This window comes from Pantoea sp. USHLN298 (genome assembly GCF_037149395.1).
Taxonomy (GTDB): Bacteria; Pseudomonadota; Gammaproteobacteria; order Enterobacterales; family Enterobacteriaceae; genus Pantoea; species Pantoea astica.
Genome location: NZ_JBBCRO010000001.1, coordinates 525416 through 547895, shown reverse-complemented (window position 1 = coordinate 547895; position 22480 = coordinate 525416). Strand labels below are relative to the sequence as shown.

Genomic DNA, 22480 nt, shown 5'->3' with positions numbered 1-22480 from the left:
TCCATCCTGATGAGGAGACTTATTTTGAACGGCTGGAGGAGGCGTTAAAGCAGGTAATCAGACAGTCGCGAGCGGTATCGCATTAATTCGCTGGTGTTGCAGAACAGCTTGCACCCATCCGGATGTCAGCGCGGAAAAATACCGGGCAAAAAAAAACGACACCCGGAGGTGTCGTTTGTCTGGTTCGGTATCGGCTTAGCCGTAGATATTTGCGCGATCGCGCAGCTCTTTGCCTGGCTTGAAGTGGGGAACGTATTTACCTTCCAGATCCACTTTGTCACCCGTTTTCGGGTTACGACCGGTGCGCGGAGCGCGATAGTGCAAAGAAAAGCTGCCGAATCCCCGGATTTCGATGCGTTCGCCTTGTGCCAGCGTTGTGGCCATGTGCTCAAGCATCTCTTTTACTGCATCCTCAACGACTTTCGCCGGTATATGAGTATGCTGTCCCGCCAGTCTTTCGATCAGTTCTGACTTGGTCATGTAACCTCCGGTTTATCCCTCTGGGAAAGTATGACAGCTTTTACCGAAACCGGGTGGTTGCCCACCCGGTGCTTCAGGTCGATTACTCGCCTTTAGCCGCTTTGAACGCTTCAGCCATAGCGTTAGAGAAATTGCCTTCTTCCTGTTTGGTGTTAACAGTATTGATGGCTTCTTTCTCGTCAGCCTGGTCTTTCGCACGGACAGACAGGCTAACCACACGGTTTTTACGATCAACACCGGTGAATTTGGCTTCAACGTCGTCACCAACGCTCAGAACCAGAGTGGCATCTTCAATGCGATCCAGTGAAGCTTCAGAAGCGCGCAGGTAACCCTCAACGCCGTCTGCTAATTCAACTGTAGCACCTTTAGCATCAACAGCAGTTACTTTGCCGTTAACGATAGCGCCTTTCTTGTTCAGCGTGATGTAGTTGTTGAACGGATCTTCTGCCAGTTGCTTAACGCCCAGCGAGATACGCTCACGCTCTGCATCGACCTGCAGTACAACGGCAGCGATTTCGTCGCCTTTTTTGTACTCACGAACGGCTTCTTCGCCGGTCGCGTTCCAGGAGATGTCAGACAGGTGAACCAGACCGTCGATGCCGCCGTCCAGGCCGATGAAGATACCGAAGTCAGTGATTGACTTGATTTTACCTTCAACACGATCGCCTTTGTTGTGCGTCTCAGCGAACTGCTGCCATGGGTTAGATTTACACTGCTTCAGACCCAGGGAGATACGACGACGCTCTTCGTCGATGTCCAGAACCATAACTTCAACCACGTCGCCTACGTTAACAACTTTAGACGGATGGATGTTTTTGTTGGTCCAGTCCATTTCAGACACGTGTACCAGACCTTCAACGCCTTCTTCGATTTCCACGAAGCAGCCGTAATCAGTCAGGTTGGTTACACGACCGGTCAGGCGGGTGCCTTCCGGATAGCGCTTAGCGATAGCCACCCATGGATCTTCGCCCAGCTGTTTCAGGCCGAGGGATACGCGGGTACGCTCGCGGTCGAACTTCAGCACTTTAACAGTGATTTCGTCGCCCACATTGACGATTTCGCTTGGATGCTTAACGCGCTTCCAGGCCATGTCAGTGATGTGCAGCAGGCCGTCAACGCCACCCAGATCAACGAATGCACCGTAGTCAGTGAGGTTCTTAACGATACCTTTGACTTCCATGCCTTCCTGCAGGTTTTCCAGCAGCTGATCGCGCTCTGCGCTGTTTTCGGATTCGATAACCGCACGACGTGAAACCACGACGTTGTTGCGTTTCTGATCCAGCTTGATCACTTTGAATTCAAGCTCTTTGCCTTCCAGGTGCAGCGTATCGCGCACCGGACGAACGTCAACCAGTGAACCTGGCAGGAACGCACGGATACCGTTCAGCTCAACTGTGAAGCCGCCTTTAACTTTGCCGTTGATAACACCGGTAACAGTTTCAGCGTCTTCGTAAGCTTTCTCCAGCGTGATCCAGGCTTCATGGCGCTTAGCTTTCTCACGGGACAGCAGGGTTTCACCGAAGCCGTCTTCCACTGCATCCAGAGCAACATCAACTTCGTCGCCAACCTGGATTTCCAGTTCGCCGGCTGCGTTCTTGAACTGCTCTGCAGGAATTGCAGATTCAGATTTCAGACCCGCATCAACCAGAACGACATCTTTGTCGATAGAAACGACGATGCCACGAACGATAGAACCCGGGCGGGTTTCGATTGTTTTTAAGGATTCTTCAAATAGTTGAGCAAAAGATTCAGTCATATTGATAATCTTCAGGATTCTTCAATTTAACGTCCATCTGACTTCATGTCGGATGGGGTTGTTTCACATGCCCGGCACCGGATCCCTGGTACAGGGTGATAAATTCAGTTAAGCCGTAATGCCCAGCTTTTCCCGGGCATAGTGTAGCGCTTTTTCAATGACTTGATCGATAGACATTTCAGTAGAGTCCAGAACCAATGCATCGCCAGCGGCTACTAAAGGCGCAATTGCGCGGTTACGATCGCGGTCATCACGCTCTTTTATCTCGGCTAAAAGGCGATCAAAGTTAACATTAAAGCCATTATCCTGCAACTGTAGCATGCGGCGCTGGGCACGCTCTTCAGCGCTGGCATCCAGGAAAATTTTGACCGGCGCATCCGGGAAAACCACGGTGCCCATATCGCGACCATCGGCGATCAGACCCGGCGCCTCGCGAAAGCCGCGCTGACGGCGCAGTAACGCTTCACGTACCCGTGGAAAAGCCGCCACGCGGGAAGCCGTGTTGCTGACCTCCTGGGTACGAATTTCGCTGGTGACATCTTCACCTTCCAGAATCACCTGCATCTCGCCATTTTGTGACACAAAGCGCACATCCAGATGTGCGGCAATCGGCACCAGCGCTTCTTCAGATTCGATATCGACCTGATGATGTAACGCGGCTAACGCCAGCACGCGATAAATTGCGCCGGAATCCAGCAGATGCCACTGCAAGGCTTCCGCCATTGCTTTGCACAGGGTCCCTTTTCCCGCACCACTTGGCCCATCGATAGTTATGACCGGGGCAGTTACTGTCATTATTCCCTCCTGTTGCTGCGCGCTTGTCGGCCTGTTGGCCATCGGTAATGACTAGCATTATACGCTGCCCAACCATCCTTGGTTACCCTTTCGCACTGACGGTGTTAATAATTCCAGGTAAATCAGAGGATCTCTGCCGCAATACGGCCAGATAATATGAGGATTTCCGGTGCAGTAACGCACCGGAGATGAGGCATCAGGCTGGCTGGCTGATTTTTGCCAGCTGAGCGAAGTAGTCGGGAAACGTTTTCGCCGTACAGCCCGGATCAAGAATGGTAACCGGCGTATCAGAGAGCGCCACCAGCGAGAAACACATCGCCATACGGTGATCGTTATAGGTACCAATATCCGCATGAACCAGCGTCGCCGGCGGGGTAATGCGGATAAAGTCGTGGCCTTCTTCCACTTCTGCGCCCACTTTGCGCAGTTCAGTGGCCATCGCGCTCAGTCGATCGGTCTCTTTCACCCGCCAGTTATAGATATTACGCAACTGGGTGGTTCCCTCGGCGAACAGCGCGGTGGTGGCAATGGTCATCGCCGCATCCGGGATGTGGTTCATGTCCATATCAATCGCCTGTAACTTTCCGGCCGTACAGGCAATGTAGTCGTCGCCCCACTCAATCTGCGCGCCCATTTTTTCCAGTACATCGGCAAAACGGATATCGCCCTGCACGCTGTGGCGGCCAATCCCGGTCACCCGTACCGTTCCACCTTTGATAGCGGCAGCGGCGAGGAAATAGGAAGCCGAAGAGGCATCACCTTCAACCAGATAGTCGCCCGGTGACTGATAGTGTTGCTGTCCTTTGATCAGGAAATGCTGATAGTTCTGGTTTTCAACCTCAACGCCAAAGCAGCGCATCAGGTGCAGCGTAATATCGATGTAAGGCTTCGAAACCAGTTCGCCTTTGATGCTGATACGGGTGTCCTGCTCAGCCAGCGGTGCAGTCATCAGTAGCGCCGTCAGGAACTGACTGGAGACGCTGCCATCCACGCTGACGTCACCCCCGGTAAAGCCTCCACGCAAACGCAGCGGCGGATAATCCTGATTCTCCAGATACTCAATAGTGGCACCGCCCTGGCGTAATGCATCGACCAGATGCCCGATTGGCCGCTCTTTCATACGCGGTTCGCCAGTGAGTTCAATATCCTGCTGACCCAGGCATAACGCGGCGGCCAGCGGACGCATCGCGGTACCCGCATTCCCCAGGAACAGCGAGAGAGGCTGATCGGATTGCAACGGACCGCCCTTTCCCGTGACTTCACACACCCGGCGATCGCTGGAAAGCGTGTAGTTTACGCCCAATGCGCTAAGGGCATTCAGCATGTGCTTAACATCATCGCTGTCGAGCAGGTTGGTCAGACGGGTGGTGCCTTTAGCCAGTGCCGCCAGCAGCAATGCACGATTCGATACGCTCTTAGATCCCGGCAGATTTACCGTGCCGTTGACGCGCGCGATGGGTTGGAGAGTCAGGGAGTCCTGCATGTGAAACGAAATCCTCAAAAAATACGAAGACCTCGCCAACTGACGAGGTCTGGCATCAGCATTGATGCTGATATGTTATTAATCAGCCGTGACGGCGTTCAAAATCAACCATAAAATCGGTCAGCGCCTTAACGCCTTCCAGCGGCATGGCATTATAGATCGAGGCACGCATTCCACCGACGACCCGATGTCCTTTCAGCGCATGCAGTCCGGCCCTGAAAGACTCTTCAAGGAACAGCGCATCCAGTGTTGCATCAGCCAGCTGGAAAGGGATATTCATGCGTGAGCGGTTTTCTGTCGCCACGTCATTGCGGTAGAAACCGCTGTGATCGATCACGCCATACAGCAGGTCAGCTTTGGCCTGATTGATCCGGTCAATCTCAGCCACGCCACCCTTCTCTTTCAGCCATTTGAACACCAGGCCAGAAAGATACCAGGCAAAAGTGGGCGGAGTATTGAACATCGAGTCATTGTCCGCCAGCACCTTATAATCAAGGATGGAAGGTACCGAGGCCTGCGCCTGGCCTAACAGATCTTCACGCACAATCACCAGCGTTAATCCGGCGGGTCCGACGTTTTTCTGCGCACCGGCATAGATGACGCCATAACGGCTGACATCAATCGGACGCGAAAGAATGGTAGAGGAGAAATCTGCGACCACCGTTTTGCTGCCAAAATCAGGCTGTTCGTCGATCGCAATACCGTCGATGGTTTCGTTCGGACAGAAGTGCAGATAAGCAGAGTCGTCGCTGACGTCCCATTCCCGCATCGGCAGAATCGCACGTTTACCGTCACGTGTGGTTTTGACATCCAGGGTGCGTGGGGAGCAATACTTCTGCGCTTCTTTTATTGCGCTGTGCGCCCAGTAGCCGCCATCGGCGTAGTCAGCCGATGACGCATTGCCCAGCAGGTTGCCCGGCACGGCAGCAAACTGCGCACGCGCGCCGCCGTGGCAGAATAATACTTTGTAATTGGCCGGTATTTTTAGCAGATCACGGAAGTCCTGCTCCGCTTCTTCGGCCACCTGAATAAATTCTTTGCTGCGGTGACTGATCTCCATTACGGAGGTTCCCAGGCCACGCCAGTTTGTCAGCTCTTGTTCTGCACGACGGAGCACTTCAACCGGCAGCATCGCTGGGCCGGAGCTAAAATTATAAACTTGCGTCATTTCCCCTCACCACTGTCATATCGAACGGTTATGAATAACTTACCGGTTTTATCACTGCATCCTGATGGCTGCAATCATAAATCCGGTGACGGTCACATTTTCTGAATCCGTCGTGCCGGAGGTTATGTTACCAATGCAAACCAACGCAAAATTTTGTGAGGCTTCGTCCAGCCTGCCGAATTGCCGTTTGGTCTGACAGCTCTGGTGATGAACACTAAGCCGGTAAAATTATCCCGCCTTGATAGCGGATCGTCGGCAAAATCCGTATCATTGCGCGCTTTACGCACCCTATGACAACTGAGAGAGCGGCACTATGACGCAAACATTTATCCCGGGCAAAGATGCCGCGCTGGAAGACTCCATCACCCGTTTCCAGAACAAGCTTCAGGACCTTGGTTTTAATATTGAAGAGGCCTCCTGGCTGAATCCTGTTCCCCATGTCTGGTCTGTGCATATTCGTGACCGCGATTGCCCGTTGTGCTTCACGAACGGTAAGGGGGCCAGCAAGAAAGCGGCACTCGCCTCTGCACTGGGTGAATATTTTGAGCGTCTCTCAACCAACTATTTCTTCGCTGATTTCTGGTTAGGAAAAACTATCGCCAACGGCGATTTCGTTCACTATCCCAATGAAAAATGGTTTGCGCTGCCGGCTGATGAATCTCTGCCAGAAGGCATTCTTGACCCGCGCCTGCGCGCTTTTTACGATCCGGATAATGCGCTGACCGCCGCAGAGTTGATTGATCTGCAGTCCGGCAATGTTGAGCGTGGCATCTGCGCCCTGCCCTTTACCCGTCAGTCCGATCAGCAAACCGTCTACATTCCGATGAACATCATCGGTAACCTCTACGTCTCTAACGGGATGTCAGCGGGCAACACCGCTAATGAGGCACGGGTTCAGGGGCTGTCAGAAGTTTTCGAGCGCTACATTAAAAACCGCATCATCGCTGAAGCCATCAGCCTGCCGGCCATTCCCGATGCCGTGATGCAGCGTTATCCTGACGTGGTCGAGGCGATTGCGCGCCTGGAAGCGGAAGGTTTCCCCATCTTTGCTTACGATGCCTCGCTGGGCGGAAAATATCCGGTCATCTGTGTGGTCCTGTTTAATCCGGCCAACGGCACCTGTTTCGCTTCGTTCGGTGCTCATCCTGATTTTGGCGTGGCGCTTGAACGTACCGTTACCGAGTTATTGCAGGGTCGCAGCCTCAAAGATCTGGATGTGTTCACGCCGCCCACCTTCGATGATGAAGAAGTCGCGGAACACGCGAATCTCGAAACGCACTTCATCGATTCAAGCGGCCTGATCTCCTGGGACCTGTTTAAAGAGACGGCAGATTACCCGTTTGTTGACTGGACCTTTGCTGGCACCACGGAACAGGAATTTGCCACGCTGATGGCGATCTTCGCGGCTGAAGATCAGGAAGTTTATATCGCTGATTATGAGCATCTGGGCGTCTATGCCTGCCGTATTATCGTACCTGGCATGTCGGACATCTATCCGGCAGAAGACCTGCTGCTGGCGAATAACAGCATGGGCGCGGGTATGCGTGAAACCTTACTGGCTCTGCCTGACAGCAACTGGAATCCGGAAGAGTATCTGGATCTGATTGGCCAGCTCGATGACGAAGGCTTTGATGACTTTACCCGCGTCCGCGAACTGCTGGGCCTGGCGACTGGTAAAGATAACGGCTGGTATACCCTGCGCATTGGCGAGCTGAAAGCGATGCTGGCAATGGCGGGAGGCGACCTGGATCAGGCCTTGATCTGGACGGAATGGACAATGGAATTCAACAGTTCCATCTTTACGCCTGAACGCGCCAACTACTATCGCTGCCTGCAGACACTGCTTTTGCTGGCGATGGAAGATGAGCGTGACCCGCTGCAATATCATCATGCGTTTGTGCGCATGTACGGCACAGAGGCAATGGAAGCCGCTTCCGCAGCGATCAGTGGTGAAAGCCCATTCTATGGCCTTCAGGCGGTGGATGAGGAACTGAAAGCGTTCCCGGCGCACCAGTCTCTGCTGGCGGCCTATGAAAAACTGCAGGCTGCGAAGCGTCGTTACTGGCAAAGCGCATAATTCATCTGCGCTAAGCAGTAAAACAGGCTGACGCCCCGGCTGCCGGATCATCCGGAAGATGGGGCGTTATTTCTAAAAAACATTAGCGCCATTAAAATTTTTTTACGTCACAACACTTCATATTAATTAACATATCCGTTAACAATGAATGATAATCGCCGCTAGAAAAAGTGGAGCTGAACATTATCATTAAAATATATTTGTATTTTTAAAATTTATTTATTTATTATATTTCAAACAATTATTCGTTTTTAACGCCTCTGATATTACTCATCGCCGCTGCCGCTCCGGCAAACATGATCCAAATCAATTACTGACCTATACTCCTTTGTTAGTATTTTTTCAGACAACTTCTGGAGTAAGTTAGTGTGAAAGCTGACAACCCTTTTAATCTTTTATTACCGGCTGCGATGGCGAAAGTTGCTGAAGATGCGGGTATATATAAAGCGACCAAACATCCTTTTACCACCTTCTTTCTGGCGATAAACGCCGGCATCTTTATCTCCATCGCATTTGTTTTTTATATCACAGCCACCACCGGTACCGCCGTAATGCCCTATGGCATTGCTAAATTGATCGGCGGGATCTGTTTTTCACTGGGTTTAATGCTGGTCGTGGTTTGTGGTGCCGACCTCTTCACCTCTACCGTGCTAATCGTTGTGGCCAAAGCCAGCGGACGCATCAGCTGGGGTCAGCTGGCCCGCAACTGGATTAACGTCTATATCGGCAACCTGGTGGGCGCACTCTTTTTTGTCGCATTGATGTGGTTTGCTGGTCAGTACATGGTGGCCAACGGCGCGTGGGGCTTAAACGTCCTGCAAACCGCTGACCATAAAATGCATCACACCTTTGTTGAAGCCGTCTGTCTGGGGATCCTGGCGAATCTGCTGGTTTGCCTGGCTGTCTGGATGAGTTATTCAGGCCGTACGCTCACCGACAAGCTGGTGGTGATGATATTACCGGTCGCGATGTTTGTTGCCAGCGGCTTCGAGCACAGCATCGCCAATATGTTCATGATTCCGTTTGCAATTGTGATTCGCGACTTCGCCGCTCCTGAGTTCTGGCAGGCGACCGGCACCACTGCCGCACAGTTCCAATCGCTCTCGGTGAGTAACTTTATTTTTGACAACCTGATTCCTGTTACCCTCGGCAATATTATCGGCGGCGGTGTACTGGTCGGGTTGACCTACTGGATCATCTATCTTCGCGATGGTGACCAGTCACATTAAATGCATTTTTGACGGCGCAGGCATCATCGGCGCCCGACCGTAAAGTCTCCTCATATAAGGCAGGTATATTATGACCGAACTTAATGCAAAACTGGCTTCAGCCTGGGAAGGATTTGCTGAAGGCGAATGGCAGAATAGCGTCAACGTACGCGACTTCATCCAGAAAAATTACACACCGTATGAAGGTGATGAGTCTTTCCTGGCGGGCCCAACCGAAGCGACCACCAAATTATGGGAAAGCGTACTCGAAGGCATCAAAATTGAGAACCGCACCCACGCACCGGTAGATTTCGATACCGACCTGGCGTCAACCATTACCTCCCATGACGCTGGTTACATTATTAAGCCACTGGAAAAAATCGTCGGCCTGCAGACCGAAGCGCCGCTGAAACGCGCCATCATTCCTTATGGCGGCATCAAAATGGTCGAAGGCTCATGCAAAGTGTATGGCCGTGAACTCGATCCTTCGCTGAAAAAAATCTTCACTGAATACCGCAAAACCCATAATCAGGGTGTCTTCGATGTTTATACACCGGATATTCTGCGCTGCCGTAAATCCGGTATTCTGACCGGCCTGCCGGATGCGTATGGTCGCGGCCGTATCATTGGTGACTATCGTCGTGTGGCGTTGTACGGCATCGATTTCCTGATGGCGGATAAATTCTCTCAGTTCGCCTCACTGCAGGAAGATTTAGAGAATGGCGTTAATCTGGAAGCGACCATTCGTCTGCGTGAAGAGATTGCTGATCAGCATCGTGCGCTGGCACAGATTAAAGAGATGGCAGCAAAATATGGCCATGACATCTCCGGCCCGGCGACCAATGCGATGGAAGCCGTGCAGTGGACTTACTATGGCTACCTGGCTGCAGTTAAATCTCAAAATGGTGCTGCCATGTCATTTGGCCGCGTCTCAACCTTCCTTGATGTTTACATCGAACGTGACCTTAAAGCCGGTAAACTGACTGAAGAACAGGCACAGGAACTGATTGACCATCTGGTGATGAAACTGCGTATGGTCCGTTTCCTTCGTACGCCGGAATATGATGAGCTGTTCTCAGGTGACCCTATCTGGGCCACTGAATCACTGGCAGGTATGGGCGTTGATGGCCGTACCCTGGTATCAAAAAGTACGTTCCGCTTCCTGAATACCCTCTACACCATGGGTCCTTCACCAGAGCCGAACATGACCATTCTGTGGTCTGAAAAACTGCCGATTAACTTCAAAAAATATGCCGCTAAAGTTTCTATCGATACCTCATCTTTGCAGTATGAGAACGATGACCTGATGCGTCCTGATTTCGACAATGATGACTACGCTATCGCCTGCTGCGTCAGCCCGATGATTGTCGGTAAACAAATGCAGTTCTTTGGCGCGCGTGCCAACCTGGCGAAAACCCTGCTCTACGCAATCAACGGCGGCGTGGATGAAAAGCTGAAAATGCAGGTTGGACCGAAAGGCGACAAAATCAGCGACGACGTGCTGGATTTCGACACCGTTATGGAGCGTATGGATCACTTCATGGACTGGCTGGCAAAACAGTACGTGACTTCGCTGAACATCATTCACTACATGCATGATAAGTACAGCTACGAAGCGGCACTGATGGCGCTGCATGATCGTGACGTTTACCGTACCATGGCCTGTGGTATCGCGGGTCTCTCCGTTGCTGCGGATTCACTTTCTGCGATTAAATACGCCAAAGTGAAACCGATCCGCGACGAAGATGGTCTGGCTATCGACTTCGATATCGAAGGCGAATATCCACAGTTCGGTAACAACGACCCACGGGTTGATGACCTGGCCTGTGATTTGGTTGAGCGCTTCATGAAGAAAATTCAGCAGCTCACCACTTACCGTCATGCCGTACCGACGCAGTCTGTCCTGACCATTACTTCTAACGTGGTTTACGGCAAAAAAACCGGTAATACGCCTGATGGACGTCGTGCTGGCGCGCCATTCGGACCAGGTGCCAACCCGATGCACGGTCGCGATCAGAAAGGGGCTGTTGCCTCTCTGACCTCAGTAGCGAAACTGCCGTTTGCCTATGCGAAAGATGGTATCTCTTACACCTTCTCGATTGTGCCGAACGCGCTGGGTAAAGATGATAACGTGCGTAAAGCCAACCTTGCCGGTCTGATGGATGGTTACTTCCATCATGAAGCCAGCATCGAAGGCGGTCAGCATCTGAACGTCAACGTAATGAACCGTGAAATGCTGCTGGACGCGATGGAGCATCCAGAGAAGTATCCTCAGCTGACTATCCGTGTTTCTGGTTACGCTGTACGCTTCAACTCACTGACTAAAGAACAGCAGCAGGATGTGATTACCCGTACCTTTACACAGTCACTGTAATCACCGCTCCGTTCGATAAAAAAGGCTCCGCAGGGAGCCTTTTATTCAAAGTCTGCTCTGTTGGTGATCTCCGTTGAGGTCACAACCAGAATCGATTTCCTGCCCTGAGCGCAACAGAGATTGCGCCGTCTGTCCCGGCAGACTCACTGGAGAAAACATCGCAATGTCAGTCAACGGTCGTATCCACTCGTTCGAATCCTGCGGTACCGTCGATGGTCCCGGCATCCGCTTTATCACCTTCTTTCAGGGCTGCCTGATGCGCTGCCTCTACTGTCACAACCGCGACACCTGGGATACCCACGGGGGTAAAGAGATCAGCGTCGAGGCGTTGATGGCGGATGTGCTCTCTTATCGTCATTTTATGAATGCCTCTGGCGGCGGCGTGACGGCATCGGGCGGTGAGGCCATTTTGCAGGCGGAGTTTGTACGCGACTGGTTTCGCGCCTGTAAAGCCGAAGGCATTCATACCTGTCTTGATACCAACGGTTTTGTCCGTCGCTACGATCCGGTGATTGACGAGTTGCTCGACGTAACCGATTTAGTAATGCTCGATCTCAAACAGATGAATGATGACGTTCACCAGATCCTGGTCGGCGTCTCGAATCATCGCACGCTGGACTTTGCTCGCTATCTGCAGAAAAAAGGTAAGCGCACCTGGATTCGTTTTGTCGTGGTGCCTGGCTATTCTGACGACGACGATACCGCGCATCGGCTGGGTGAATTTACCCGCGATATGGAAAACGTGGAGAAGATTGAGCTGTTGCCCTATCACGAACTGGGCAAACACAAATGGATTGCGATGGGTGAAGAGTACAAGCTGGATGGCGTTAAGCCGCCCAGCAAAGAGACAATGGAACGGGTTAAAAACATCCTCGCCAGTTACGGCCACGAAGTCATGTACTGATTAAGCGAAAAATATCTGAAATAACCCGTGGCTTAATGCTCGTCAGTTAAGATTAAATTTGCAAAGGCTGTCACGTTCAGACGTGGCAGCTTTTTTTCTGCGCCAGCGTGCCGGAGTGCGGGCCTGAGCACCGCTGCTGCTGCCGGGCCGTCCTCGCGCCGCTGCGCGGTACCTTCGGCTTTGACGGCGTGCCGACGAACCGTTCGGGATCGGCCTTCCCTGGCTGGCCCCGAACTCACCACGCTTCCCGGCGTGGCGTTCTGGCCCAACGTCACGCCTCAGCGCTGCAGATAGCCCTTTCAGCAGCAGAGGCGCTCAGGCCTTCACGCTCGTGCCCTTTTTAACAACACGCACTGAAGTTTCAGAGCAGGCTGGGGCCGATCAGGGGCAGGCAATCCACAGCGCTGAACATTAGCCAGGAGAGCCCGCAGGACGCGGGCGAAAGGCGGGGCGGCACAGGATGTGCAATCCCCGACGGACCGTCAGGCAGAGGAATGAAGTGAAGGCGCAGCGGCGCGAGGACCGCCAGTCCCTGAGCTGCACCAGACTGCGTTATCACTCGGCGCTTAAAGGACGAGCACTAAGCTCTACTGTCTGGCAATCAGTTTACGCTCCGGCAATCAGGCATGCGCCACCGGCGTGGCGTGATGATCAGCCTTACGCAGCAGCATTACCAGATAGATCAGCGCCACCGCAGCAATCATCACAAACAGCAGTCGGTCAGAATAATTCTGCATCAGCATTGAGGTCATCGCTGGCCCTACCAGACTGCCAACGGTATAGCTCATCAACAACGCCTGATTCATCGCTACCAGTTCATGATGTGCGACGGTTTCACAGGCCCACGACATAGCAACCGGATAGAGCGTAAAACCCGCCAGCCCCAGCACAAACAGTGCCGGTGCCATCGCGGCGCTGGTCAGCATCGCCATCGCGCCCAGAATTACCACAAACACCTGTACCCGTAATACCAGCATCCGGCCAAAGCGATCTGCCAGTCGGCCAATTGGCCACTGCCCGACAATACCTGCGCTGACCAGTAGCGCCATCCAGTAGCCAACATTGGCATCGCTCATTCCCTGGTGCGACAGGTAGAGCGGCATCAGACCATAAAGCGAGCCCAGAACGATTCCTGAAATAATGCAGCCATTGATGCCTAAGCGCGAACTGCGACGACGCAGCATCGGCCAGATGCGACCTGGCGCGGCTTCTGCTGTATCGCCACTGGCAGACACGCGGGTAAACACCAGCGGTAACACCGCACAAAATACCAGACTGGTTACCCAGGGGATCACACTTAACAGTTCAGTCGACAGCTTGCTGACCAGCAACTGACCTGCCACGGTACCGAGATAATAGACAATCATATACGCCGCCAGCAGCTGGCCACGGTTGCGTACCGTCCCGCTGCACAGCAATGCGCTTTCCACCACCACCCACATCAGCGCACAGCCCACACCGGCGGCAAAACGCAGCGAGCTCCACGCCCAGAACCCATCCATCATTGCCAGGCAGATAGTGGCTATGGCAAACAGAGCAGTCGCAAAGTAATAGCTCCGGTTGAAGCCATACTGGCGGATTAACCAGCCAGCCAGCAGCGTCCCGGCCAGATTACCGGTGTAATAGGAGGAGCTGACAATACCTACCTGCCAGGTTGTCAGTAAGTCATGGGTCAGCCACAGCGGGACCAGAGTGTTAAGCACGGCAATAGAGACGGTCATTAACAGCAGGCCGCAAAGCAGCAATAACACGGGGCGTGACCAGGTTGACATAGGGGAAAAAACCAAAGCGAATGAAGGAAATTGCGCGCAGTTTGCCATTGGCTTTTTTAAAGTCAATGGCCGGAAATTTCGCGCAGCACATTTTGCTGCGTGACAATTTAATTTACTAATCTTCAGTGGGTTACAGCAGGACGAAGCGGCAGGACAATAAACGCTATCTCTATGAAAAATCGCATTTTTAAGCCATTCGACCGAATGACCATCGATAACGTTTATTTGTGATAAGTTCTAAAACGAATTAATCCTATTCTGGAACGGCGGAGATAAAAAAACCCGGCCAGAGCCGGGTCAGTTAAAACGAGATGGCTTAACCAATAATTTCAACGCCGTTCATGTACGGACGTAAAACCTCAGGCACCTCGATTCGGCCATCCTGCTGCTGATAGTTTTCCAGCACCGCCACCAGCGTACGGCCGACAGCCAGGCCTGAGCCATTCAGGGTATGAACCAGGCGAGGTTTCTTCTCCTGTTTGCTGCGGCAGCGTGCCTGCATACGACGCGCCTGGAAGTCGCCCATGTTGGAACATGAGGAGATTTCGCGATAGGTGTTCTGCGCCGGTAACCAGACTTCGAGATCGTAGGTTTTGGTCGATCCAAAGCCCATATCGCCGGTACAGAGTAAAACCTTACGATAAGGCAGGTTCAGCAGTTGCAGCACTTTCTCAGCGTGACCGACCAGCTCTTCCAGCGCATCCATCGACTGTTCCGGCGTGACAATTTGCACCATTTCGACTTTATCGAACTGATGCATACGGATCAGACCCCGCGTGTCACGACCGTAGGAACCGGCTTCAGAACGGAAGCAAGGAGTATGCGCCGTCAGCTTAACCGGCAGGCTCTCTTCTTCAAGAATCTCGTCGCGCACCAGATTGGTCAGCGGCACTTCAGCGGTCGGGATCAGGGCATAGTGACTGCTGTCTGATTCCTCTTCCAGCGGACGGGTATGAAACAGATCCTCGCCAAACTTCGGCAACTGACCAGTTCCGTACAGCGTTTCATGGTTTACCAGGTACGGCACGTAGGTTTCAAGGTAGCCATGCTGCTCAGTGTGAAGGTCAATCATGAACTGACTCAGCGCGCGGTGCAGACGCGCAATCTGACCCTGCATCACCACAAAGCGGGAACCGGTCAGCTTCACGGCGGCTGCAAAATCGAGCCCTTTAGCCGCTTCGCCCAGCTCTACATGATCTTTTACCTCGAAGTCGAACTGGCGCGGTTCGCCCCAGCGGCTGACTTCCTGGTTTTCGCTGTCATCTTTGCCCAGAGGCACTTCATCTGCCGGAATATTGGGCAGCGCCAGCGCAAAGTCACGAATTTGATTCTGCAGTTCATCCAGTTCTGCTTTAGCGGCATCCAGGCGTTCGCCCAGCGCATTCACTTCCTGACGCAGTGGCTCGATGTCTTCCCCACGTGCTTTGGCCTGGCCGATGGATTTGGATCGGGCATTACGCTCCGCCTGCAGGTTTTCTGTTTCTACCTGCAAGACTTTACGACGCTCTTCAAGCGAACGCAGCGTTTCCACATCCAGTTTAAATCCCCGGCGTGCCAGTTTTTCTGCGACTGCGTCTGGCTCGTTACGCAGCAGATTGGGATCGAGCATGCTTATCCTGTGTATTTAAAAGTTGGTTGAAAGAAGGGACGCACTCCAGCGGAATGCGTTGAAAACCTTGACCACATTACCGTAACGTCTGTTTCAGCGGTAGCGTTTTGTCGGGCTATTTTGATCCTGCTCAGCCAGCCAGCTTAGCTTTTCGCCAATCTTACCTTCGAGCCCACGCTGCGTCGGAACGTAATAGCGCGCACTGGCCATTTCGGGCGGAAAGTAGACCTCTCCGGCCGCGTAAGCGTTAGCCTCATCGTGCGCATAACGATACTCTTTGCCCAGCCCCATCTCTTTCATCAGTTTCGTTGGAGCGTTACGCAGATGTTCCGGGACATCATAATCGGGATGGTCGCGCGCATCACGCATCGCCGCTTTGAAGGCGGTATAGACTGCGTTGCTTTTGGGCGCGCAGGCCAGATAGACGATTGCCTGAGCAATGGCACGCTCCCCTTCGGCGGGCCCGACGCGGGTGAAACAGTCCCAGGCCGCAATCGCCACCTGCATTCCACGCGGATCGGCATTACCCACATCTTCTGAAGCGATCGCCAGCAACCGACGCGCCACATAGAGCGGATCGCCGCCGGCAGTGATTATCCGCGCATACCAGTAAAGGGCCGCATCCGGCGCGGAACCCCGCACCGATTTGTGCAGCGCCGAGATCAGATCGTAGAAGCGGTCGCCTTTATTATCAAAGCGCGCCGATCGTTCACCTGAGACTTCATTCAGCAACTGCGGCGTCAGTTCACGCTGGCCCGATGCGTTGGTTTCGGCCATGTCGGCCATCATCTCCAGCGTATTGAGCGCCCTTCGCGCATCGCCATTCACCAGCTCAGCGATCATGCGACGAGTATTATCGGGCAGCACAATGTCGCTGTCGCCGTAGCCACGCGCTTTATCCTGCATCGCCTGATCCAGCACCTGCTCAATATCGTCGTGGGTCAGCGATTTCAACAGATAGACGCGGGCGCGCGACAGCAGTGCCGAGTTAAGTTCAAACGAAGGATTTTCGGTGGTTGCACCGATAAAAGTGATGGTGCCGTCTTCAATGTGCGGTAAAAATGCATCCTGCTGGCTTTTATTGAAGCGGTGAACCTCATCCACGAACAGAATGGTACGTCGCCCGACCTGCTTGCTCTGACGGGCACGCTCAATAGCCTCACGAATCTCTTTAACGCCCGAGGTCACCGCAGAGATTCGCTCTACATCGGCGTTGCCATAATGAGCAATAATCTCAGCCAGCGTAGTCTTACCGGTCCCGGGCGGTCCCCACAGAATCATTGAGTGCAGATGGCCTGCTTCAATGGCACGCGGCAACGGCTTTCCGGCACCCAGCAGATGTTGCTGACCAATGTACTGTTTCAACGTTTCTGGCCGCATACGCGCGGCCAGAGGTTTGAAATTTTCAGTGGAAAAATCCAGGGACAGGTTACTCACTGCGACCTCACTGACGTTGATCGTCCACCGTGACGCCTTTTGGCGGAGTGAACGTAAATTTATCCGGGCTGATCGCCCCATTCTGCTGACTTTTCAGCTGGTAATCGCTGCGCTGACCATCCTGCTCAATAGCACTGAAGCGGTTGATGGTGCCGCCTGGCGTCACCTGGATGGTGAACTGTTTCAGGTTGCCATCGCTGTTTTTAGGGGTCAGTTCAAAATTGTCGCCCTGCTGTTTAATGTTGTACTGCTTCCAGTCATTGGACTGATTACGGGCAATCAACATAAAAGGGGTGTTGCTGGTGGCATTCTGCAGCAGGCTGACCGTCGCCTGTTCAACAAACGGGTTGTAGAACCACAGTGATTTGCCATCGGAGATGATGATGCTTTCGTCCGGGGCGGTCATATGCCAGTTAAACAGGCTGGGACGTTTCACCCACAGCTCACCTTCACCATCCTGCACGTTAGCCCCGCTGCTGTCGGTCACTTTTTGCGTGAAGCTGGCATGGAAGCTGCTGACCTTGTTCAGGCGCTGTTGCAGATCACTGGACGCATCAGCCAGTACGCTGGCTGATGAAAAGGTGGCCAACAGGCCAAGAGCGATTACGCGTAATTTCATCTGCTTCAATTCCTTATTTAAACGTTCCCATGACTCACTCTCTTCAGCCTGGTCGCTATTCCGTGATCAGAACAGGAGAATAAACCGAAAGCATAGTCAGATATGGGGTTTAAGCGCCTGAAAACAATGAGCCAGTCGAAACTGGCTCATTGATTAATGTTGCAAAACGTATCGTCAGCCGTCACATATCGTGTGGCGGTGGTGACAGGACTTCACGGTTACCATTGTGCCCTGGTGCAGAAACAATGCCCTGCGCTTCCATCTGCTCAATGATACGTGCAGCCCGATTATAGCCAATGCGGAACTGACGCTGAACGCCTGAAATTGAGGCGCGACGTTTATCGACAACAAAGCCCACCGCCTGATCAAACAACGGGTCCAGCTCTTCATCGCTATCGATACCACCGCCGCCTTCGCTCTCTTCGCCCGCCGTAATGCTTTCGATATATTGCGGACGACCGCGCGCTTTCCAGTCCTGAACCACCGCATGCACTTCCTGATCACGGACAAAAGCACCGTGAACACGCACCGGCATCGACGAGTTCGGCGGCATATACAGCATGTCACCCATGCCAAGCAGCGATTCTGCACCCCCCTGGTCGAGGATAGTACGGGAGTCGATTTTGCTGGATACGGTAAAGGCAATACGCGTCGGGATGTTGGCTTTAATCAGGCCGGTAATGACATCCACTGACGGACGCTGGGTTGCCAGCACCAGGTGAATACCGGCGGCACGGGCTTTCTGAGCCAGTCGGGCAATCAGTTCTTCAACTTTTTTACCTACTGCCATCATCAGGTCGGCGAACTCATCCACCATCACTACGATATAAGGCAGTTTTTCCAGCACGGGTGGCGTCATGTCCATGCTGTCACCCGGCTTCCAGAACGGATCGGGAATCGGACGGCCCATCGCTTCAGCCTGTTCAACCTTTTCGTTGTAACCGGCCAGGTTACGCACGCCCAGCGCCGACATCAGCTTATAGCGCCGCTCCATTTCACCCACACTCCAGCGCAGCGCATTCGCGGCATCTTTCATATCAGTGACCACTTCTGTCAGCAGATGCGGAATCCCTTCATACACCGATAATTCCAGCATTTTCGGGTCGATCATGATAAAGCGGACTTCTTCCGGCGTCGCTTTGTATAGCATGCTGATGATCATGGCGTTAACGCCCACCGACTTACCGGAACCGGTGGTACCGGCTACCAGAAGGTGTGGCATTTTCGCCAGGTCGGCCACGACCGGCTGACCCGCGATGTCTTTGCCCAGCACCACCGCCAGCGGTGACGGATTGTCGCGGAACTTAGGACAATCCAGCACTTCACGCAGATAGACCGTCTGACGATGCTTATTCGGCAGTTCCAGACCCACATAGGGTTTGCCTGGGATCACCTCGACCACACGCACTGCGACGGTAGAGAGCGAACGTGCTAAGTCGCGCGACAGGTTGGAGATGCGTGCGGCTTTAACACCCGGTGCCAGATCCAGTTCGAATCGGGTAATGACCGGACCAGGCGAGATGCCCACCACTTCGGCTTTCACCCGGTAATCACCCAGCCGCGATTCAACCAGTCGGGCAGTCTGCTCCAGCGAGAACATATCAACCGGCTCTTCCTCTTCTGGCGGTGCGGTCAGCAGATCCAGCGAAGGTAGCGGGGTTGAAGGTTTTTCCAGCGGCTGTTCGTGACGCATCAGGAACGGATGAATCAGGCTCTCATGCAGTGACGGCTTCGCCTCTTCGACCGGCGCGGCTGCAGGCGCCGTATAGGCAGATGCCTGTGAAGCCGCAGATGATGCAGAGTGCGGCGGCTGCGTAGCGGCAGGTGCCGTATAAGCGGCTGGCGCTGGCGTCTGTGCAGTGGCAGAGGAAGCAGAGTATGGCGACGGCGTGGTGGCCGGCGCCGTATAGGCGGGCTGCTCAGGAGCTGACGCCGCAGCGGGTGCAAAGGCGGAAGGTGCCGGAACCTGTGCAGAAGCCTGTGGCGATGAAACCTCACGCGTTTGCTGCCAGGGCTCATGTGAGGTGGCAGGCGCTTCAGGTTCAGGCGTGGCCGCAATGGTAAACAGCGGCTCGACCGGACCGTCATCGACCAGGTCCTTCATCGGTGAGAAGTCAAACGCAGACGCCGTATCCAGATTAAAGATCGGACCCTCTTTTTTTACTTCCGGCTCATAGCGCTGCTGTTGCTGCTCGGCGAACTGACGGGCCAGAGCCGCCTGCTGTTGCGCCTCCTGCTCATCTTCGTCCTCCTGCTGCCAGCTGCTGCCATACCGCTGCTGCTGCTCAGACTGGAACGCCTGACGTAGTTCATCCTGCTGCAATGCCGCTTCCGCTTCGGCTTCGACCGCGGTGGTCGGAACATTCTCTTCGGTTTTCGCTTTCTCTTCCGCCATGCGCTGAGACGGCAGCTTAATGCCATACGAGGCCAGCTCACGACGGGTCGGCAGTTTGACCGGATTTGGCCGCGGCAGTGCCGGGCCGATGCCCTGCTTAACCTGCGGATTGAGGTTGGTCTCCGGCGCCAGATCGAACACCGGTGCGGTGCGCGTCGTTGCCTGAGCCGCTGCGGCTGCCGCAGCTACCGCTGCAGTCGGCGCGGCCGGCATCGATGGCGTGTCACGCCAGTTACCCATCTTAGGCTCGTCATCGTCATAGGCGCTGAACGACGGTGTAACAGGCGCTTCATCCGGCATTTCAAAGCGGTATAACGGAGGCGTCTCCGCTGGGGCGCTATGCGCTGGCGAACTGGCTGCGGTAAACGCGGATTCAGTAACGTGGCTGGCGGCTGGCGCAGGGGTCTGCGGTGCCGTAAAGGCCGGGGATGAAGCAGGCTGCGACACAGGTACGGCGGTTGCCGGGGTAGGCACCGCAACGGCTGGTGTTGCCGGTGCGACAGGCGCAGAAACGGCTGCCGGGGCGATCGCCACCTCTGCCGCTTCCGTGGTGGCCGCGACGGCGGCACTGGTCGCAGCAGCAGCTTTCGCCAGCAGTGGATCATCCTGAGAGAGTTCCGTCCCGCCAGCCGCACTGCGCGGTGCAGAAAGCAGAACATCGTCGTCGTCCGGATTTGCCGCATGCAGCAGCGGCGCGTCAGCATGCTCACGCGCATCCGGCTCATCCTCGTCTTCCTGCCAGGGTTCATCGTGACGGGACCGGTTGCTGGCAAACGTCAGCACGCCCATCACCACCCCACCAATTTTTTCGGCAATAGTGAGCCACGACCAGCCGGTATAGAGCGTGATGCCCGCCGCCCAGACGCAGAGCAGGGTCAGCGTGCCGCCCGCCGGGCTGAACCATGGCGCAATCGCATTACTGACTAGGCTACCAATGACGCCGCCTGAGGCGAAGTACCAGATATCATCCGCGTTCAGCGCTGCCATACCACAGGTGGTCACTACCAGCGCCAGTACGCCGATCAGGCGTAAGCCGACGGCGAAATAGTCAAAATAGTCCTGATTATCGCGCTGGCGGAAAGCAATCCAGCACAGACCGAGGATCACCGGCGGTATGGCGTAGGCCATCACACCAAAGATGAACAGTAAGGTGTCAGCCAGCCAGGCGCCAACGCTGCCGCCAATGTTATGAATGGGTTCGTGCCAGGCCGTTTGCGACCAGCTCGGGTCGGAAGGGTTAAAACTGACCAGAGAAACCATCAGGTAGATGGCAAAAAGTGCCACCAGGATGAGCAACGCTTCCAGCAGACGACGTCCACTGCTCAGCGATTGTAACGAAACGTCTTTATCTTCTGTGTATTCCTGGCTCAAGAGAACTCTCCAGGTGCCTGTAAAGTAAGAAGCAACAGCGTCGGGCTGGCCCGACGCTGGTCCTGTATGAATTCACAGGAGTGTACCGAAATCTCACAGGTTTTGCACCTGCCCCGCATCAGCGAGTTTTAATCACCAGTCGATTGCTCTGTTTAACCTCTTCCATCACCACGTAAGTCCGCGTGTCGTTTACGCCCGGCAGGCGCAGCAGGGTTTCACCCAGCAGTTTACGGTAGGCAGACATGTCAGGTACGCGCGTTTTCAGCAGGTAGTCGAAATCGCCAGAAACGAGGTGACACTCTTGAGTTTCCTCAAGTTTTTGTACGGCGGCGTTAAATTGCTCAAACACATCCGGCGCACCACGATTCAGAGTAATCTCAACGAACACCAGCAGTGATGCATCCAGATAGTGCGGGTTTAACTGCGCGGTATAGCCAAGGATGAAACCCTGACGCTCGAGACGACGCACACGCTCAAGACATGGCGTAGGCGATAACCCTACGCGTTTGGAAAGTTCCACGTTTGAAATGCGACCATCTTTCTGAAGTTCATTCAGAATATTTCTGTCAATTCTGTCGAGATCTTTCCCGGGGCGTTTCTTATTGTCTACCATTATTATTGTCTCTCTTAATTCCTTCCCTTTACCTGCCACGCCCTGAAAACGCTCATTGTTCGGGGCATTTCTGAAGTGAACTAACCGAGCCTGCGCGCTTTCACACTTATCCGTATGACGCATGTTGTCTGTCCACATCATGCGTCATTACCAATATCAGGCTGCATTTATTCGGTGTTGCGTGCAAAACAAGAGAGGAAACCCTGTTTTGTTCCGATTAATGTTATTCGCTTCTGATAATGTTTTCGCAAAAGCGCAGGCGATTGTCAAAGTAAAATGTCCAAATTCAGTACAAGATGCCAGACAGACCGCTGGGTATCTGTTTTTAAATGAGTATTTTTGAACTGCTGCACCCCCTAAAACCGATTTTTGCCCCCTTTTGGCGCAGACGGCAGGCGAAAAAGGGACTCATCGACTAC

15 protein-coding genes are annotated in these 22480 nt (G+C 53.8%); 4 read left to right on the top strand and 11 right to left on the bottom strand.

All coding sequences use genetic code 11. The annotated features are described in order from the left end of the window. Positions 1–195: 195 nt before the first annotated feature. The 5 genes from ihfB to serC all read right to left on the bottom strand — a co-directional run bounded on the left by ihfB (position 196) and on the right by serC (position 5682). A complete protein-coding gene (ihfB, locus tag WFK59_RS02680) occupies positions 196–480 on the bottom strand; it encodes an integration host factor subunit beta (protein WP_003849360.1) in 285 nt (94 codons plus the stop codon). A gap of 82 nt (positions 481–562) precedes the next feature. Beyond that, the gene (rpsA, locus tag WFK59_RS02675) at positions 563–2236 is read right to left on the bottom strand and encodes a 30S ribosomal protein S1 (RefSeq protein ID WP_031376639.1); all 1674 of its coding nucleotides are present in this window, start codon (positions 2234–2236) and stop codon (positions 563–565) included. Positions 2237–2344: 108 nt separating this feature from the next. Further along, positions 2345–3031 (bottom strand): (d)CMP kinase, encoded by a 687-nt coding sequence (gene cmk / locus WFK59_RS02670; RefSeq protein ID WP_233984731.1) that lies wholly within the window; start codon positions 3029–3031, stop codon positions 2345–2347. Positions 3032–3227: 196 nt separating this feature from the next. Continuing rightward, positions 3228–4514, bottom strand: coding sequence for a 3-phosphoshikimate 1-carboxyvinyltransferase (gene aroA, locus WFK59_RS02665; RefSeq protein ID WP_233984732.1), 1287 nt, complete (start codon positions 4512–4514; stop codon positions 3228–3230). An 82-nt stretch (positions 4515–4596) separates the two neighbouring features. Beyond that, positions 4597–5682, bottom strand: a complete 1086-nt coding sequence (serC, locus tag WFK59_RS02660) for a 3-phosphoserine/phosphohydroxythreonine transaminase (protein WP_336754956.1) — start codon at positions 5680–5682, stop codon at positions 4597–4599. Positions 5683–5995: 313 nt separating this feature from the next. Here serC and ycaO point away from each other — a divergent pair, with 313 nt between their 5' ends. The 4 genes from ycaO to pflA all read left to right on the top strand — a co-directional run bounded on the left by ycaO (position 5996) and on the right by pflA (position 12245). Then, the gene (gene ycaO, locus WFK59_RS02655) at positions 5996–7759 is read left to right on the top strand and encodes a 30S ribosomal protein S12 methylthiotransferase accessory factor YcaO (protein WP_233984734.1); all 1764 of its coding nucleotides are present in this window, start codon (positions 5996–5998) and stop codon (positions 7757–7759) included. A 368-nt stretch (positions 7760–8127) separates the two neighbouring features. After that, complete coding sequence (gene focA / locus WFK59_RS02650) at positions 8128–8988, top strand: formate transporter FocA (protein WP_233984735.1); 861 nt, start codon at positions 8128–8130, stop codon at positions 8986–8988. 70 nt (positions 8989–9058) lie between these two features. Next, positions 9059–11341: a formate C-acetyltransferase gene (pflB, locus tag WFK59_RS02645; protein ID WP_233984736.1), complete on the top strand. Its 2283-nt coding sequence runs from the start codon at positions 9059–9061 to the stop codon at positions 11339–11341. A gap of 163 nt (positions 11342–11504) precedes the next feature. Then, positions 11505–12245, top strand: coding sequence for a pyruvate formate lyase 1-activating protein (pflA, locus tag WFK59_RS02640; RefSeq protein WP_010254935.1), 741 nt, complete (start codon positions 11505–11507; stop codon positions 12243–12245). Between the two features lie 620 nt (positions 12246–12865). Here the strand turns inward: pflA and WFK59_RS02635 are convergent. The 6 genes from WFK59_RS02635 to lrp all read right to left on the bottom strand — a co-directional run bounded on the left by WFK59_RS02635 (position 12866) and on the right by lrp (position 22061). Continuing rightward, a complete protein-coding gene (locus WFK59_RS02635; protein WP_336754955.1) occupies positions 12866–14017 on the bottom strand; it encodes an MFS transporter in 1152 nt (383 codons plus the stop codon). Between the two features lie 316 nt (positions 14018–14333). After that, positions 14334–15626, bottom strand: a complete 1293-nt coding sequence (serS, locus tag WFK59_RS02630) for a serine--tRNA ligase (RefSeq protein ID WP_233984738.1) — start codon at positions 15624–15626, stop codon at positions 14334–14336. 93 nt (positions 15627–15719) lie between these two features. Continuing rightward, the gene (locus WFK59_RS02625; protein WP_233984739.1) at positions 15720–17063 is read right to left on the bottom strand and encodes a replication-associated recombination protein A; all 1344 of its coding nucleotides are present in this window, start codon (positions 17061–17063) and stop codon (positions 15720–15722) included. A 7-nt stretch (positions 17064–17070) separates the two neighbouring features. Next, the gene (gene lolA / locus WFK59_RS02620; protein ID WP_031376650.1) at positions 17071–17682 is read right to left on the bottom strand and encodes an outer membrane lipoprotein chaperone LolA; all 612 of its coding nucleotides are present in this window, start codon (positions 17680–17682) and stop codon (positions 17071–17073) included. Positions 17683–17863: 181 nt separating this feature from the next. After that, positions 17864–21448, bottom strand: coding sequence for a DNA translocase FtsK 4TM domain-containing protein (locus tag WFK59_RS02615; protein WP_336754954.1), 3585 nt, complete (start codon positions 21446–21448; stop codon positions 17864–17866). Positions 21449–21566: 118 nt separating this feature from the next. Beyond that, positions 21567–22061: a leucine-responsive transcriptional regulator Lrp gene (gene lrp / locus WFK59_RS02610; RefSeq protein ID WP_006118610.1), complete on the bottom strand. Its 495-nt coding sequence runs from the start codon at positions 22059–22061 to the stop codon at positions 21567–21569. Positions 22062–22480 lie beyond the last annotated feature (419 nt).